Annotated in this window: 13 protein-coding genes and 1 pseudogene; 8 read left to right on the forward strand and 6 right to left on the reverse strand. The window is 71.3% G+C overall.

Annotated features, from left to right (window positions below):
• Positions 1–1218, reverse strand: coding sequence for a glycosyltransferase family 4 protein (locus HUW46_RS39340; RefSeq protein WP_215543761.1), 1218 nt, complete (start codon positions 1216–1218; stop codon positions 1–3).
• A 3-nt stretch (positions 1219–1221) separates the two neighbouring features.
• A complete protein-coding gene (locus HUW46_RS39345) occupies positions 1222–3804 on the reverse strand; it encodes a tetratricopeptide repeat protein (RefSeq protein ID WP_215543762.1) in 2583 nt (860 codons plus the stop codon).
• 41 nt (positions 3805–3845) lie between these two features.
• Here HUW46_RS39345 and HUW46_RS39350 point away from each other — a divergent pair, with 41 nt between their 5' ends.
• Positions 3846–4757 carry a hypothetical protein gene (locus tag HUW46_RS39350; RefSeq protein ID WP_215543763.1) on the forward strand — a complete coding sequence of 304 codons (912 nt, stop codon included), beginning with the start codon at positions 3846–3848 and terminating at the stop codon, positions 4755–4757.
• Positions 4758–4856: 99 nt separating this feature from the next.
• Positions 4857–5276: an ATP-binding protein gene (locus HUW46_RS39355; RefSeq protein WP_215543764.1), complete on the forward strand. Its 420-nt coding sequence runs from the start codon at positions 4857–4859 to the stop codon at positions 5274–5276.
• A 16-nt stretch (positions 5277–5292) separates the two neighbouring features.
• Here HUW46_RS39355 and HUW46_RS39360 read toward each other — a convergent pair whose 3' ends face one another.
• Together HUW46_RS39360 and HUW46_RS39365 are read right to left on the reverse strand one after the other, a co-directional pair.
• Positions 5293–6195 carry a trypsin-like serine peptidase gene (locus tag HUW46_RS39360; protein ID WP_254125386.1) on the reverse strand — a complete coding sequence of 301 codons (903 nt, stop codon included), beginning with the start codon at positions 6193–6195 and terminating at the stop codon, positions 5293–5295.
• Positions 6196–6282: 87 nt separating this feature from the next.
• Positions 6283–6729, reverse strand: coding sequence for a PPOX class F420-dependent oxidoreductase (locus HUW46_RS39365; RefSeq protein ID WP_215543765.1), 447 nt, complete (start codon positions 6727–6729; stop codon positions 6283–6285).
• A gap of 62 nt (positions 6730–6791) precedes the next feature.
• On the opposite strand from HUW46_RS39365, the gene HUW46_RS39370 reads away from it, so the two are divergent.
• From HUW46_RS39370 to HUW46_RS39380, 3 genes are read left to right on the forward strand one after another with little or no spacing between them, the layout of a single operon-like run.
• Positions 6792–8270, forward strand: a complete 1479-nt coding sequence (locus tag HUW46_RS39370) for a hypothetical protein (protein WP_215543766.1) — start codon at positions 6792–6794, stop codon at positions 8268–8270.
• Positions 8271–8317: 47 nt separating this feature from the next.
• Positions 8318–9061: a hypothetical protein gene (locus HUW46_RS39375; RefSeq protein WP_254126694.1), complete on the forward strand. Its 744-nt coding sequence runs from the start codon at positions 8318–8320 to the stop codon at positions 9059–9061.
• An 8-nt stretch (positions 9062–9069) separates the two neighbouring features.
• Positions 9070–13518, forward strand: coding sequence for a hypothetical protein (locus HUW46_RS39380; RefSeq protein WP_215543768.1), 4449 nt, complete (start codon positions 9070–9072; stop codon positions 13516–13518).
• Here the strand turns inward: HUW46_RS39380 and HUW46_RS39385 are convergent.
• Positions 13502–13996, reverse strand: a complete 495-nt coding sequence (locus HUW46_RS39385; protein WP_215543769.1) for a YybH family protein — start codon at positions 13994–13996, stop codon at positions 13502–13504. The two genes, HUW46_RS39380 and HUW46_RS39385, sit on opposite strands and share 17 nt — an antisense overlap.
• Positions 13997–14126: 130 nt before the next feature.
• On the opposite strand from HUW46_RS39385, the gene HUW46_RS39390 reads away from it, so the two are divergent.
• On the forward strand, positions 14127–14402 hold the full coding sequence (locus tag HUW46_RS39390) for an ArsR/SmtB family transcription factor (protein ID WP_442860884.1): 276 nt from the start codon (positions 14127–14129) through the stop codon (positions 14400–14402).
• Between the two features lie 98 nt (positions 14403–14500).
• Here HUW46_RS39390 and HUW46_RS49150 read toward each other — a convergent pair.
• Positions 14501–14617 (reverse strand): annotated as a pseudogene (locus HUW46_RS49150) (LysE family translocator); the annotation flags it as partial.
• Between the two features lie 49 nt (positions 14618–14666).
• Between HUW46_RS49150 and HUW46_RS39400 the strand changes: the two are divergent.
• Together HUW46_RS39400 and gap are read left to right on the forward strand one after the other, a co-directional pair.
• The gene (locus HUW46_RS39400) at positions 14667–15857 is read left to right on the forward strand and encodes a winged helix DNA-binding domain-containing protein (protein ID WP_215543771.1); all 1191 of its coding nucleotides are present in this window, start codon (positions 14667–14669) and stop codon (positions 15855–15857) included.
• Positions 15858–16010: 153 nt separating this feature from the next.
• On the forward strand, positions 16011–17015 hold the full coding sequence (gap, locus tag HUW46_RS39405; protein ID WP_215543772.1) for a type I glyceraldehyde-3-phosphate dehydrogenase: 1005 nt from the start codon (positions 16011–16013) through the stop codon (positions 17013–17015).

Here is a 17015-nt window from a genome sequence, read left to right on the forward strand (position 1 = left end):
TCAGCGTTCTCCTGAGGGGACTGGGGTTCCGGCTTCCGCGCCGAGAAGGTGATGGTACTGCCGCGCGGTCTCGGCGGCGGTGCGCCGCCAGCTGAACTCCGCCGCCCTGCGGATACCGGCTTCGCTCAGCTCGGCCCGGCGCGCCGGATCGCGGAGCAGCTTCCGCAGCGCGGCCGCCAGCGCCGCGGGATCCGCCGGCGGCACCAGTTCGGCGGCGTCGCCGACGACCTCGGGCAGTGCGCCGCCGGAGGACGCCACCACCGGCGTCCCGCACGCCATCGCCTCCGCCGCGGGCAGCGAGAACCCTTCGAACATCGAGGGCACGCACGCGATTTCGGCCGAGGACACGAGATCCGCGAGTTCGGCGTCGGACAGGCCGCTGCGGAACTCGACCGCGTCGCCGAGCGCCGCCACCTTCCGCGCCGTGGCCTCCTTCGGCTTCCCGACGACGATCAGCTTCGCCGTCCCGACGGCGGGCATCGCGTCGAGCAGGTGCGCCAGCCCCTTCAACGGCTCGTCCGCACTGGCGACCGTGACGATCCGGCCCGGCGTTCTCGGCGCGCTCCCCGGCCGGAACACCCGGGTGTCGGCGCTGATCGGGACGACCCTGATCCGGTCCGGTGGTACCGCCATCCTCGCCGCGATCTCGTCCCGCGAAGCGCCGGAAACGGTGAGCAGCAACGGAATCCGGCGCGCCACCCGGTGCTGCATGGTGACGAACCGGTGCCACTTCAGCACGCTCGGCCGTTCGGGCAGCGGCGTGTGGGCGAGCTTCAGCTCCCGGTCGACGGCGATCGGGTGGTGCACCGTCGCCACGGTCGGCAGCCCGGTGGCGAGCAGCCCGTAGCCGAGGCCTTGGTTGTCGTGCACGAGATCGAACTCGGCCCGGCGGCGTCGCAGGATCGGTGCGACGCGAAGGGAGAACGCGAGCGGCTCGGGGAACCCGCCGGTGCGCATCCCGGCGAACTCCACCCAGTCCGCCACCCGGCGCAGTTCGCGGATTTCCGGGGTACGGAACGGGTTCGGCTCGGCGAACAGGTCGAGGCTCGGCACCTTCGTCAGCGCGACACCGGGATCCAGCTCGGGGTACGGCGGCCCGGAGAACACTTCGACGCGATGCCCGAGTGCGACCAGTTCCCGGCTCAGGTGCCGCACGTACACGCCTTGCCCGCCGGAGCGGGGATTGCCGCGGTAGGTCAGCAGCGCGACCCGCGTCACGAGTCACTCCCGCGCGCCCCAGAACCCGAGCTGCTCTCTGATCTTCGCGGTGTGCGAGTGTCGCTCGCCGTGGACGCGAAGGGAGACTTCGAGCTGCGCCCGCCACTCCGCCAGTGCCGTCGCGACGTCACCGGTCTTGGCGCGGACCAGCGCGAGGGTGTGCGCGACGGCGAGGACATCGGGGTGGTCGTCATTCAGCCGCCTCCTCTCGTCGTCGAGGAGCCGCCGAGCTTCGTCCAAAATGGACGGGGGGGGGGTAGTGATTTCGGCGCCTTCGAAAACCAGGTGGTGCCGGAGCTTCCGCACCATTTCGTGGTCCTCGCCCAGCAGGCGTTCGGCGTCCGCCCGCGCGGCCGCGGCGATTTCGACGGACTTTCCGTGGTCGCCGCACTTGCCGACCGCGACGGCGAGCATGTGCCGGGCGTGGAAGGTCTCCGGATCGCCTTCGCCGAGCGCGCGCGTCGTGTCGTCGACGAGTGCTTCGAACCGGCGCCGTGCCTCCTCGTGCCCGCCGAGTTCCATGGTGAGGTACCAGATGTTGTTGCGGATGCTCAGGGTTTCGCGGCCGTCCGGCCCCAGTACGCGCTCGGCGAGCGGGTACAGCTCGCGGAGGCCTTTGAGCGCCTCGGTGAGCTCGCCCGCCTTGCCGGTCCAGGTCGCCAGCCTCGCCCGGCACCGGATCGTCATCGGATCGGTGGGCCCGCGTTGCTCCGCCACCCGTGCCGCCCAGCGCTTCCAACGCTCGCGGTTCTCCACCGGGATCGTGGATGTTCGGGTTTCGAGGCTGCTGATCGCGTCTTCGAACCGCCGTGCCGCCCACAGGTGCTCGGCCTCGTTCGCCATCGCGTAGGCCTGTTCGGGCGTGCCGGGGCCGCCCACCGGGGCCAGCTCCTCGATCACCCTCGCGAGCAGGTCGTGTTCACCGCTCAGGGCGCGCCAGGGGTTGCGGAGCCAGGCGTGCTCGGCGGCCGTGCCGGGGTTCTCCCTGCCGACCGCGCCAGGACCCAACCTGGCCAGCGCGTCCCTGACCTCCGGCACCGAGGCCGGGCCGTCGAGCCGTCGGCTCGCCGCCACCAGCAGGCCGAGCGGCAGCTTCCCGCGCGCGGTGGCGAGCACCGACCTGACGACCTGGTCACCGGCCCGATGACCCGGCACGTCCCGGTACACGGTGACGGCCCGCTCCTGTTCCTGGGCCATCCAGTCGATGTCGAGGTCGGCTTCGTCCTCGTCGTGCGCGGCCCGCGCGGGCGGAACGGAGGGGCGCGGTTCGACGCCGAGATCGTCGACGAGTACCGAGCCCGGCGCGCCGAGCCGGATCACGGTCGCGCCGGTGACCATCGTGTCCGCGGCGACCACGACCTGGGCACCCGCCGCGACGAGGTCGTCCACCATCGCGCGCACGCCCGCCCGGTTGACCTCGCCGACCACGTCGATGTCGTCGAAGGCGATCCGGATCTTCTTGCCTGCCAAGGGACCGAGCACTTCGAGTTCGAGCGCTCCCGCGTGGGTGCGCGCCTCGTCGCCGAGCGCGGCCATGGCGGCCGCCGCCTCGGCGAAACCCGGGACCGTGCGGGAAAGCTGTGCCGCCAGTTCCGTCGACACCGACTCGACCGTGCTGCCCGCGTCGAGGAACACGGCCGCGTGCACCAGTTTCGGCGGGATCTCGCCCTCGGCGACCGACGGGCGGGCCAGCGCCGCGATCAGTGTCGACTTGCCGGACCCGCTCCGGCCGCTCACCTGCACCAGAGGTTTCCCGGTCAGCAGCGCGGCGACGACCTCGCCCAGTGCGGCGTTCGGTTTGTAGCCGCGGGTCAGGCGTTCGATCTCCGCGGTGGCGTTGCCCGCTGCCGCCGTGGTCGCCTGCCACGCGGGGGAGCGGTTTCTCGCCAGCCAGAGGCCCTGGTCGCCTTCGTCGGTCTCGTGCACTCCGTCGAAGGCGAGGTGGATCGCGCGCTGCGTCGGGCACGCGCCGTTGACGAGCCGCTTCAGATCGGGGCAGCGCAGGTGGCCGCCGAGTTCGGGGCGCCCGCCGCGCAGTTCCTTCGCGATCGAGCGGCTGAAGCAGCCGTCCGCGGCGGTCCGGTCGTCCGAGGCGGTGAGCACCTCGAACCGCCTTCCCGCCTCGCCGACGATGCGGAGCCAGCGGGCGCCTGCCTGGCGCGCGGCGATCCCGGCGTGGCACGTGTCGAGCAGGATGACCAGGCCGTCGAGCATCGAGTGCCGCGAAAGCAGTTCCCGCACGCGCTGGGCGAACAGGAACGACCGGCGGCTGTCGGCGGGCAGGGTCGCGTCCTTGGTGAGGAAGTAGAAGTCCTCGTCGTCGTATTCGCCGTGGCCGACGAGCGCGATGAACAGCGTCGCCTCGTCTTCGGACGCGCGCTCGAAGGCTTCGGTCACCGCGTCGTCGAGCTGCACCATGGTCGGGTCCACGAGCAGTCCCCGCCCGTCGGCGAGCGCGGGAACACAGGCCCCGACCGCGGGATCGAACAGCGCGTCCGCCACGTCCCGCGCCGCCTCCGGCAGGAACGACAGCAGGTTCAGCGAATCGCACTGCGACGCAATGACCAGCGCCCTGCGCTCTCCCATGAAGCTCCCCTCCCCGGCCGACGATCACGATACTGTGTGTCGTGGCCCGTATCGTCCTGGTGCACGGAATCGCGCAAGAGCAGCGTTCGGCGGACGCGCTCGAAGCGGAGTGGTTGCCGAGCCTCGCCGGTGGTGTCCGGCTCGCCGGTGACGCCGCGCTGGCCGACCGGTTGTGGCGCGCGAACACCCTCGGTGACCTGGAAACCCGCATGGCCTTCTACGGCGACGTGTTCCTGCGCGCCGGGCAGCAGGGCGGCGACGACGAGCTGACCGGAGCCGAAGCCGAACTCGCCGAAGCGCTGGCGCACGAATGGCTCGAACGCGGCACCGAATCGTCGCGGGAGTCCGACCGGCGCCGGGCGGAGTCGGCGCTGGCCGTGCTCGCCGGTCAGCCGGGCGAGACGCAAGGCGCGCGAGCCGCGGCGAGGCCGGTGCTCAACGCGCTCGCGCGGCTGCGGCCGTTCGCCCGGTTCGGGGCGGGGTTCGCCGAACGGTTCCTGGTGAAGGCGCTGCGCCAGGTCACCCGGTACCTGACCGACGACGCCGTGCGCGAAACCGTGCAGCGGCGTGTCGGCGAGCACCTCGGGCCGGACACCGAGGTGCTGATCGGGCATTCGCTCGGCTCGGTGGTCGCCTACGAGGCCGCGCACCGGCTCGACCGCCCGCTCCCGCTGCTGGTCACCCTCGGCTCGCCGCTGGGGCTGCGCACGGTCGTCTACGAGCGGACCCGGCCGCAGCCGCCGCGCGTGCCGCCCGCGGTGCGCCGCTGGGTGAACCTGGCGGACGCGGACGACCTGGTGGCCGCGCGGCCCGATCTGACCGCGTTGTTCCCCGGTGCCGACGGCGTGCTCGAAAGCGGGCGAACCGTCGACAACGGCGCCAAGCCGCACGACGCGACCTTCTACCTCGGCAAGCGGGAGACCGGTTCACCGATCGCGGCGACCCTCGCGTGAAAAGGGAACAACCCGGCGCACCGCGGTGTTTGATTGGCTGGACGCGTTGTGGGGTAGCTGATTCACGAGACGAGTTCGAACCGGGACGGGGGACCCACGGTGGCAGGTGCCGGACGCGACGGCGACATCGCGACCTCCGGGCTGGCCGGCCGCCGGTCGTTCGCGGCCGATCTGGGGGAGTTGGCGCGGATCCGCTGGTGGGTAAGGGAAGTGGTGTCCGGGGCTTTCCCCGGTGTGCCCGCCGGGCTCCTCAACGACGTGGTGCTGGTGGCCGACGAACTGGCGACGAACGCGCTACGCCACGGGGAACCGCCGCACGAGGTGGCGCTGGACCTCGCCGGACCGCGGGTACTGGTCGAGGTCCGCGACGGCGATCCCCATCCGGTGGCGCAGCAGTCCCCGGAAAGCGGCGGTGGCGCGCTCGCGGTGGTCGCCGCGGTGAGCAGCCGGTGGGGCCAGCGCGTCGACCAGCACGGGAAGACCGTGTGGGCCGAGCTGGACTGGCCGCGACCCGACTGAGTCTACTGTGGACGGATCACAGGGTGCCGGAGCGCTCGTACAGTGCGCGCACGTCGTCGGTGAACGCGGCGCCGCTGAGGTCCGCGGTGGTGCCGTCCTCCCGGGTCGTGCCCTTGCTGGTGACGGAGAACAGGGTGCCCTTGCCAGTGCCGGGATCGAAGTCGCGCAACCACGGGCCGCCGCTCGCGCCGCCCGCCATGTCGCAGTTCGTCTTCCACGACGAGTACACCGAATTGGATTCGTACGTCGCGGGCAGCGCGCACGACACCAGCGATTCGCCGCGGGCGAGCCGGGAAACCGGGTACCCGAGCATGGTCGTGTCCACAGTGGACGGCAACGGGCCGAACGAGATGCCCTGCGCTCCGGCGACGTCCTCGACGTGGTGGCCGTCGACCGGGTCCAGCGCGATCACCGCGTCGTCACTGCCCGAGCTGGACGGGCCGTGGTACCGGCCGGACCAGGCGAACGCGCGCACCGGGAACATCCCGTGCGGCTGCTTCCCGTCGTCGTAACCGGGAACGAACACGGCGTTGCTGGTCTTGACCGGGTCGCCCTCGCGGGTGAACCCACCGTTGAGGCAGTGCCCCGCGGTGAGCGCCACGTCCTTGGTGGGGCTGGGCACCACGGTCGCGGTGCAGGACATGTCGCCGCCGGGCTCGAAGGTGAAGAACAGCCGCCCGACGCTGGACGGCAGCTTTCCTTCCCACTTCTTGCCGATGGTCTCGGCCGGTGCCAGCCGGTCGTCCGCGCCGAGCGCCCGGATCCGCTCCGGCGTCCAGTGCGCCACCGCGGCGGCCCGGTCCGCCGCGCTCACCTGGGTCACCACCTCGTCGGCCGCGGACGCCGGGACGGCGGTCACCGCGACCGCGATGGCGGCCGCGGCCACCGTGGCCGAGGAGCGCAAGATCATCGATGTCATGACCGGAGGACGTGGCAGCGCCGCCGAGGTTGCCCGGTCTGTCATTCACCACCCGGCGAGGCAACCGGGGGACGGTTCACGCGAAGGTCATCCCGCGATGTCGGCGCGGGCGACGACCTTCGTGATCTTCGCCCGGACGAGGTACTCGCCCGCCACCGCGTTCCGCTTGCCGTAGGAGGGCCCGGCGTCCTCGCCCATGTACCTGCTGCCGATCGCGGTGGCCCACTCCAGCAACTCGTCGGGGTGCTCGTCGTGGCCGAGCAACCTCGCCTCGGCCCTGAACTGCACGAACGAAAACGGCGGGCGCTGGTCGTCGACGCACAGCGTGAACCGGGGGTCGCGCCGGAAGGCCTTCCCCTTGAGCGAGGACTCCTCGGTCGTGAACACCAGCTCGTCGCCGTCCGGGGTCTCGGCGAGCAGGAACCACACCGGCGTGACGTGCGCGGTTCCGTCCGCGCGGACCACGCCGAGCATGCCCGTCCTGGTCCCGGTCGTCGCGAACTCCCACCATTCCGCCCTGCTCATCTCCCGCATGCCGCCGAAATTACCCCCTCACCCGAGCGGGCGCGCGGCGTCGCCGACTAACGTTGGCCGCTGTGCGTGACGCGGACCTGATCGGAGCGGGCCTTGCCGACGAGGGCTTGGCCCGCCGGTTGAAGGCGCTCGCGTGCACCGCGCCGCTGCACGACCTCGACGCGCGCAAGGCGAAGCTGGACTGGGCCGACGCGACGATCTACCAGATGGCCGAGATCGGGCTGCACACGATCGACCAGGTCACCATCGCGATGGACTTCGACACCGGCGCCGATCACCACGAGATCGTCAACCGGCTGCGCCCGTTCATCGCCGCGCAGGCGCCGGGCCGGACGAAGGACGAGCACGAGCACGTCGCGCGTTGGGTGCTCGACAACCTGATCAACGTGGGCACCGCGGACCGCGGGTTCCGGCGGGTGTACGGCAGCGTCGACGACCGGGGCCGCTACGCGCGCCGCGCGTTCGACTTCAAGCTGCTCGTCGAACTGGCCGCGCCGGACGGCGAGGTGTACCTGCGCGCGAGCGACGAGGCGATCAACGTCCTCGTCGGCGCGCTGGACACCGACGTGGAGTCCGCGCAGATCGCGGCCGAGGTGAAGCTGGAGAACCTGATCAACCGCGGCAGGCTCGCCGACGCGAAGCTGGCCGCCGAGCAGGCGCGCTACCGCACGGTCCAGTACGGGGAGACGCTCCGCGCGAAGCTCGACGCGACCCGCCGCGACGTGCGCGCGGTCGACTGGGACGCGGAGATGCCCGAACTGCTGGACTCGGCGCTTTCGCATATCGAGTCCCGGTTCCGGGCCGAGAACGCGATCTTGAAGAACATCACGGCCGCGCGGGACGACGCCGAGGATTCGGACCGCAAGCGCCGTGCCGCCGAGCTCGTCGACATCGTCGGCGACTGCATCTCGCGGCACACGCAGCTCCAGTCGCGGCTGCAGGCGGCGGGCGCGATCTTCCGCGCCGAGCAGGACCGCCAGCAGTTCTCCGGTCCGCCGCAGCGCGCCACCGTGGACCTGTTCGGCCAGCTTCTGGTGCCGACGCTGGAACTGCCGATCGCGGACGCGGTGCGCCCGGCGGAGCGGTTCTTCCACGGCTCGTCGGGGCTGTCGGTGCCCGCCGTGCCCGCGTTGCCGTCGCTGGTGTCACTGCTGCTGCGGCCCGCGCCGGAACGGGACAAGGTGGTCGGCGAGATCCCCGAGCCTGAGCTGGTGCCGCCCGAGACGCTCGACTACTACAGCGACGAGCAGTGGCGCCAGGCCGACGAACTGCTGGATCTGCCCGACGTGCCGCGCCGCCTGTCCGGGCTGATCGCCGAAGCGCGTGAGCTGGATCCCCAGCTGGCCCGCCTGGTGGCACTGCGCGCGGTGCACTCCTACAGTCCCGAGGTGGGTGCGGCGGTCCGGCAGGGCGACGACCGCGCACTGCTCGCCGTCGACGACGGCACGCTGCTCGCCGACGGCGAGTTCGGTGGCGCGGACCTGCTGCTGGCCACCGCGCGCATCGACCGCGGCGACGAAGGGGAGGAAGAGACGGCGTGAGCAGGCCTGGTGATGTGGAGGCGGCCGCGCGGCTGATCTCGTTCGGGATGCGCCCGAAACAGCTCCCCGGACGCGACGTCGTGTACGCCGATCTCGTGCGCCGTTACGGCGAGGACAGCGCGTTCAAGCAGCTTACGAACGCGGTCGCGGCGGGGCTCGGGCTGATGGTGCTCGACGTGAGCACGCAGGCGGGCGCGGTGCTCGCGGCCACCGACGAGTCCGTGTTCGAGATCAAGATGGACAGCTACGCGCGGCAGAGCAAGATCAGGGAGCGCCGGGACACCGAGAAGGTGCTGCACGGCTTGGTGCACCTCGCCGCCGCCGCGCTCGGGTACCCGCGTCCCGACGATCTCGCCAACGACACCTACATCGGCCGCGTCACCGTCGAGCAGGTCGACGGCGTGGTGCGCGAGGCATGCCGGATCCTGGACGAGCGCGCGGCCAAGGCCGAGGAGAACAACGACCCGCTGTCCGACGCGCCGGAACTGGAGCAGGCGTGGCGGGCGTACGCGCGCCGTCCCGCCGCCGCGGCGACCAAGGACGGCAGGCTGGCCTCGGACACCACGCGCGGGATGGTCGCGCGGGCACTGCGATTCCTTGCCGAGCAAGGGTTTCTGGTCCAGGTGAACACCGAGCAGGGCGGCACCTACCGCACCACGCCGCGCTACCAGGTGCAGGTGCGGGAGCTGGCCGCGGACAGCGCGTTCGAAGAGCTGCTCGAACTCGGCGTGGTGTCGGTCGGCGACGGCGCGGGCACCCTTCGTCCGTCCATTTCGGACACATTGAGCTAGGCGGGGAGATGTACGAACTTTCGCGGGTGCGCCTGCACTCCGTCGGTCCGGCGGGTGCGCGGTACCAGGACGTGGTACTCGACCTGTCCGGGGTCGGCGAGGTGGTCAAGACGCCGTCGCAGGACGCGTTGTTCAGCGCGGGCATCCACTCCGCCGAGCAGGGCCTGCCGCGCCGCCCGTCGCCGGCGAGCGTGCTGTTCCTGGAGAACGGTGGCGGGAAGTCCGTGCTGATCAAGCTGATCTTCTCGGTGATGCTGCCGGGACGCCGCCAGGTCGTCGGCACCACGAGCACCCGCGTGCTCGAAAAGTTCGTCGCCGCCAAGGACGTTTCGCACGTGGTGCTGGAATGGCAGCACACCGAAAACGGGCAGCGCGTGATCACCGGCAAGGTGTCGGAATGGCGCGGGCACGTCACCTCGGCCGATCCGGCGAACCTCATCGACTCGTGGTTCTGCTTCCACCCCAGCACTTCGCTCGACCTGGAGACGCTGCCGCTGACCGTGGACGGCAGGCTGCTGACCATGTCGGGGTTCCAGGAGAAGCTCGACGAGGCGCACCGGGCCGAACCCGAGCTGGAGCTGTTCTGGACCCGCCGCCACCACGAATGGACCTCGCGGCTGGACACGCTCGGCCTCGACACCGAGCTGTTCCGGTACCAGCGCGCGATGAACGCGGGGGAGGGCGAGGCGGCCGACGCGTTCAACTTCAGCAACGACGACGCGTTCGTCGAGTTCCTGCTGAAGGCGGTCATCGCCGAGGACGACCCGCGCGATCTCGCCGAGGTGGTGCAGACCTACGCGCACAACCTCGGTCAGCGCGGCGAACTGCTGTCCGAACGCGACTTCGTGGCCGGCGCGCTCGAACTGCTGACGCCACTGTCCGAAGAGGAGGCGATGGCGGCCGCGTCCCGCAAGCTCGCCGAGCGCGCCCGCGTCGACGCGCGCGAGCTGGCCTCGGCGGTGACCGCGCGGCACCGGATCGAGTCCGAGCGGCTCGACGGGCTGCGCGCGCACGTCGACGAAACACGCGAGGCCGAGAAGCTGGCGGAGGGTGACCACCGCAGGCTCGCCGCCGTCGTCACGGAACTGCGCCGTGTGGTGGCCGATCTGCAGCTCGCGGAGGCGACGAAGCAACGCGAGCGCATCGATGCCGAACTCGCCGAAGCGCGCGTGGACGCGGAGGCGTGGCGCGAGACCTCGACCGTGCTGTCCCACGTGAACGCGGTGCGCAAAGCCGCGGACATCCGGGCGCTGGTGGGGGAGCGCGAGCAGGACGCCAAACCCGCGCTGCAAGCGAGGAACGCGGCGGCGTCGGCGCTCGCGCGCGGGTTGCTGGCGCTCGCCGCGCAGGCGGGGGAACAGGCCGACGCCGCCGAGAGCAGGGTGGGCGCGCTCACTACCGAAGCCACGGACGCACAGCGGCAACGCGACGAAGCGACCGGTGTCGCGGCGAAGCACCGCGCCGAACACGCGCAGCTCACCGCCAGGATCGAGGAGGCGCGCGGGGAAATCCGCCAGGCCGTTCGCGACGGACTGCTCGGCGACGGGTCCGAAGTCGTCGCGGCGGCACAGGAAGCGCGCGGACGGTCGGAGCAGGCCGCGGACGAACTCGCGGCGAAGGAAGCCGAACTCGAGCGGATCGCCGAGGACTACGGGCAGGCGCAGGCCGCGTTGCACCAAGCGCAGCAACGGGTTTCGACGGCGGGCTCGCGGAGCGAGACCGCGCGGAGCGATCTCGGCAAGGCGAACCAGCGGACCGACGCGCTCGCCGCCAACGCGCGGCTGCTCGAACTGCTCGGCGGCGAAACGGTGCAGCCGGAGACGGACACGCCCTCGCTGCTGAACCGCCTGCGCGAAGCGCGCGCGGAGGCGGAGCGCGAGCAAACCGCGTTGCGCATCGAAGAATCGGTCGACGAGCGAGCCCTGGGCGCACTGGGCAGCGGCGGGCTCCTGCCCCCGCCGCCGGAAGTCCAAGAGGTACTGGAGGTGCTCGAAGCGGCCGGGGTCACCGCGTGGTCCGGCTGGCGCTATCTGTCCACTATGGACGCCAAGGGTCGGGAACGGGTGCTGGCGGAGCTGCCGCACCTCGTCGGCGGCGTGCTCGTCAACGACGTCAAGCAGATCCCGCGCGCGAAGAAGGCGCTCGCCGAGGCGAAGCTCCTGCCGAGCGTCGTGCTCCCGATCGCGACGACGGAAGCGGCCCGCGACACCGGGAACGGTGCGGCGGCGGGGGTCGAGTTCCTCGTCCAGCCGAATCCCGCGATGTACGACGAGGACGCGGCCGACGCCGAGCGCGAGGCGATCGCCGCCCGCAGCGGCCGCCGCCAGAAGCGGCTCGAAGCGCTTTCGACCGCGGTCGGTGATGACGCAGCACTCGAATGGAAGCTCAGCGCGTGGCGTGAGGACTACCCGCCGGGCGCGTTGGCGGTGCTGGCGCAGACCGCCGAGGACGCGGCCACCGAACTCGCCGATGCCGAAAAGGAAGCCGAGTCCGCGGAAAAGGCACTGGCCGAACTGGCTGATCGCCGTACCCGGTTGCGCGAGACCGTGCCCGCGTTGCGCTCCGCGGTGCGCGAAGGGGAGCAGCGCTCGCGCGCGCTGACCGAGCTCGCGGCCAGGGTCGCGAAGATTCCCGAGTGGACGGACGCGGCGAGCAGGGCCGACGAGATCGCGGGGCAGGCCGAAGCCGAGGCGGCGTCCGCGACGGCGCGCGCCGCGCGGCTGCGCGAGGAAGTGGCGGAGGAGCAGCGGACCGCGGACGGGCACCGTCGCACGGTCAGCAGTGCGCGTGCCGAACTCGCCGAGGTCCCCGGCGGTGGCTCGGTGTCCGAAGAGGACCCGGTGCCGACCGAGCCGGTCGACGCGCTGCGCCGCCGGTTCGCCTCCGCGAGCGACGCCTACGCGAAGGTGGAGGTCGGCAGCGATCTGCGCGCCGAACTCGACCAGGCGGAAAGCGCCGAGTCGACCGCGCGCGCCGCGCTGGAGTCGCTCGATCCGCGTGTCCGCAAGCTCGCGGGGGAGTTGCTCGAAACCCCGGACGGCTCCGACGCCGCCACGCGTGCCGCCGCGCTGGCGCGCGCGGGCCGAGCAGTGTCCTCTTTGGAACGCGAGCAGGGCGAGGTGATCGGCCTCGTCGCCACGCGCAAGGCCGAACTGGACCAGTTGCCGAAGCAACCCGCTTCGCTCGAGCACTACGGCCGCCCGCGCGACATCGAGCACGGGCGCGAACTGATCGAGGCCGCGGCGGAGGAGGCCAGCACCGCGGCGCGGGCGTGGGAGCAGGCGCAGGCGAAACGCGGCGAGGCCGAGCACGCGCTCGATTACGCCACCACGTCCGCGTCCGGGTTCCGCGTGCTCGCCGAATCCATGGCCCATCTCGTGGACGACACCGCCGAGGACGAGGAGCAGAACCCGTTCGACGGTGACGTCGATTCGGCGCAGTCCCGGCACAGCAGGCTTGCCTCGGCGCTTACCGAGGCGGACGCCGCGGTCGACAAGGCCGAGAAGCGGGTGCGCGGCGCCGCTGACGCGCTCGCCCAGTACGCCACCGAAAAGCGGTTCGAAAAGCTCAGCAGTCCGGTGCGCCAGCAGATCATCTCGGTGCGCCGCGACAGCCTTCCCGGCAACGCCGCCGAGTGGACGACCGCGCTGCGGCCGAGGCTGCGCACCCTCACCGACGATCTCGCGCAGATCGACCGGCACCGGTCCGGGATCGTGGCGAGGCTGCAGGGCATGGTCGACGGCGCGCTGCGCCTGCTCCGCTCGGCGCAGCGGCTTTCCCGGCTCCCAGAAGGGCTCGGCGACTGGTCGGGGCAGGAGTTCCTGCGGATCCGGTTCGCCGATCCGGAGGAGAACGTGCTCGCCGAAAGCCTCGGCCAGGTGGTCGACGAAGCCGCGATCGGCAAGACCAGCGACGGCCGCGACGTCAAGCGCGACGGCATGTCGCTCGTCCTGCGCGGGGTGCACGCCGCCGTGCCCAAGGGGTTCCGGGTCGACATGCTCAAACCGGACTCGGTGCTGCGGACCGAACGCCAGCGGGTCTCGGAGATCAGGGACGTGTTCTCCGGCGGGCAGCAGCTCACCGCGGCGATCATCCTGTACTGCACGCTCGCCGCGTTGCGCGCGAACAACCGCGGCCGGATGCGCAACCGGCACTCCGGCGTGCTGTTCCTGGACAACCCGATCGGCCGCGCCTCCGCCGGGTACCTGCTGGAACTGCAGCGGGTCGTCGCCTCGGCGCTGGGCGTCCAGCTGATCTACACCACGGGCCTGTTCGACGCGGGCGCGCTGAGCGAGTTCCCGCTCATCGTCCGCCTGCGCAACGACGCCGACCTGCGGGCGGGCCGGAAGTACCTGTCCGTGGACGCGACGATCCGCAACCAGCTCGACGAGCTGACCGAGGCCGACGGCACGGCGCGGATCTCGGCGACCAGGCTGTTCGTCAAGCCGGGGAGCTGACCGCGTCCTGGTAGGCGGCCAGCGCGGCCGCGTCGTCGATGCTGCCGTGGTGGTGGAACTGCGCCCACCTTCCGTTCTCGTAGCGGAAGTAGCGACTGGTGCGGATCGCCAGCGGCACCGGCGCGCCACCGTCCACTGTGTACTCGCCGGTCTCGCGGCCGGCGAAGATCGCGTGGTGTTCGTCGTGGTAGGCGACGACGTCGGAGAACGTCACGGTCACTTTCGCGTGGCCGTGGAACACTTTGTCGTAGAGCTCGGTGATGGCCTGCCCGCCGCGCAGGATGCCGCCGAGCGGGTTGTTGAGCTGGGCGAGCGGATCGTCCGTCCACACGCGTCCGAAAGCGGCGAGATCGCGGTGGTTGAAGGCGAAGTAGAACGATTCGAGCGCCGCGAGCGCGCCACCGAACCCGGGCTCGGTGGCTTCGTGGAGGCGGTTCTCGGCGGCGGGGCCGAAGACGATGTCGAGTTTGCTGGGCATGGGCGCTCCGCGGGTAGAGTGTTCGATGGAGGTCGACCAGATGAGTGTACGACGAGAATCGAACACTGGGCAATCGAACACCGCGCGATCCGCGCGTGCGCGCGGTCTCACGCACACCGACCCGGCCGAGGTGTCCCTACAGGACGCGCTGACCGCGGTCGCGGATCCGGTGCGCAGGACGATCCTGCGCGCGCTCGACGGCCAGCCGGACTGGTCCAAGGCGTGCGGCACCTTCGACCTCCCGGTCACCAAGGCGACCAGGAGCCACCACTTCGCGGTGCTGCGCGCGGCCGGTCTCGTCGAACAGCGAGACGAGGGCCCGAGGCGACTCAACCGCTTGCGCCGCAAGGAGTTCGACGTCGCGTTCCCGGGATTGCTCGCCCTCGCCCTGCGCGAGGAAAGGTGACCGCCAGATCGTTGCCCCGAAGGTGGCTTTCGGGGCGGTAGATGCCCTGAAGGTCACTTTCGGGGCGCTGAGCGGGGTCCCGTAGCCCGGTGCGGCTGCGCGTCGCGCTTGCCCACGGTGAGCGCCCTGCTGATCGTGAACAGCACGCTGGGGCCGGGGACCACGATCATCAGGAACGTCAGCCCGGCGAACGCGAGAAAATCCCCGTTTGACACCGTTTCGCCGGCCTAGGGGTTTGTCGGTGCCCGGTGGTAGGAAATCCGCGTGCCCACGAAACCCGTCAAGATCGGCGCCGCGCAGCGTCGCGCCCGCCTCGGTGTCCGCCACCACCTCGCCACGGCGGGCCGCTCGCCGGAGGAGATCACCGCGAGCTTGCTCGCCCTGCACGCCACCGATCCGGCGACCGTGCACCTCACCGTCGCCGCCAGGTCGCGCGGAACCACCGCCGACACCGAGCGCGCGTTGTACGAAGACCGCTCGCTCGTCCGGATGCTCGGCATGCGGCGCACGGTGTTCGTCTTCGACGTCGAGACCGCCGGGATCGTGCAGGCCGCGTGCACCGACGACATCGCGGTGAAGGAGCATCGCCAGCTCGTCAAACATCTCACCGAGGTGGGGCATCCGGAGCCGGTGGCCGACGCCGAAGCCTGGCTCGCCGACGTGGCGGAGTCGACGGCGCGGGCGCTCGCGAAGCGCGGTGAAGCGTTCGCGCAGGATCTCACCGAGGACGAACCGAGGCTGAAGCAGCAGCTGCGCATGGCGCCGGGAAAGCCGTACGAAGCGATCGGCGCGATCACCAGCCGGGTGATGTTCCTGCTCGCCGCCACCGGCAGGGCCGTGCGCGGCAGGCCGAGGGGGTCGTGGCTCAGCACGCAGTACCGGTGGTCGACGATCGAGGGCTGGCTCGGCTCCGCGTTGCCGGAGTGGCAGCCCGACGACGCCCGCGCCGAACTGGCGAAGCGCTGGTTACGCGCGTTCGGACCGGCGCCCGTTACCGATCTGCGCTGGTGGACTGGATGGACGGCGGGCCAGGTGAAGAAGGCCATCGCCCGGCTCGACGTGGTGGAAGCCGATCTGGACGGGCAGCAGGGGATCGCGCTCGCCGACGACGTCGAACCCGTCGCGGAGCAGTCGCCGTGGGTGGCGCTCCTGCCCGCGCTCGACCCGACGCCGATGGGCTGGTCGGACCGCGGCTGGTACCTCGGCGGGCACAAGGAGGCGCTGTTCGACCGCACCGGCAACATCGGGCCGAGCGTGTGGAGCGACGGCCGGATCGTCGGCGCGTGGGCGCAGCGGCCGGGCGGCGAGGTCGTGTTCCGGCTCCTGGCCGACGTCGGCGCCGAGGCCGAGGCGGCGATCGGGGCGGAGGCGGCCCGGCTCACCCGATGGTTGGGGGAGACCAGGGTGACACCGAAGTTCCGGACACCGCTGGAGCGCGAGCTGGCGTCGCCTTGATCGATTTCTTGATCGATTCTTGACCGGTGACGCGAGTGGTGGAAGTCTCGTCAGGTCAGTCAAGGAGCCGCAGGCCAGCACGCTAGGGTGGCCGCGAGTCCGCAGTCTTTCACCGGGGTCGTGCCCCGGTCGAGCACCAGAGGAGTGGCAGCAGTGACGGTTCGCGTAGGTGTGAACGGCTTCGGCCGGATCGGGCGCAACTTCTTCCGTGCCGTGCAGGCCGCTGGCCACGACATCGAGGTCGTCGCGTTCAACGACCTCGGCGACGTCGCGACCATGGCGCACCTGCTCAAGTACGACAGCATCCTGGGCCGCTTCCCGGAGGAGGTCTCCACCAGCGACGAGGGCATCGTCGTCGGCGGCAAGACCATCAAGGCGTTCGCCGAGCGCGACCCGGCGAACCTGCCCTGGGGCGACCTCGGCGTGGACGTCGTCGTCGAGTCGACCGGCTTCTTCACCAACGCCGACGCCGCGAAGGCGCACATCGCCGGTGGCGCGAAGAAGGTCATCATCTCCGCGCCGGCCAAGGGCGAGGACCTCACCGTCGTCCTCGGCGTGAACGACGACAAGTACGACGGCTCGCAGACGATCATCTCGAACGCCTCGTGCACGACCAACTGCCTCGGCCCGCTGGCCAAGGTCCTCAACGACGCCTTCGGCATCGAGCAGGGCCTGATGACCACGATCCACGCGTACACGCAGGACCAGAACCTGCAGGACGGGCCGCACAAGGACCTGCGCCGCGCCCGCGCCGCCGCGCTGAACGTGGTGCCCGCCTCGACCGGCGCCGCGAAGGCCATCGGCCTGGTGCTGCCGGAACTGCTCGGCAAGCTGGACGGCTACGCGCTGCGCGTCCCGGTGCCGACCGGCTCGGCCACCGACCTGACCGTGTCGCTGAAGAAGAGCGCCACGATCGACGAGATCAACGCCGCCTACAAGGCCGCCGCCGACGGCCCGCTCAAGGGCATCCTCCGCTACAGCACCGACCCGATCGTGTCCTCGGACATCGTCACCGACCCGGCCTCGTGCATCTACGACTCGCCGCTGACGAAGGTCATCGGCGACCAGGTCAAGGTCGTCGGCTGGTACGACAACGAGTGGGGCTACTCGAACCGCCTCGCGGACCTGGTGAAGCTCGTCGGCTCGAAGCTCTCCTGA

Source organism: Amycolatopsis sp. CA-230715, from assembly GCF_018736145.1.
Taxonomy (GTDB): Bacteria; Actinomycetota; Actinomycetes; order Mycobacteriales; family Pseudonocardiaceae; genus Amycolatopsis.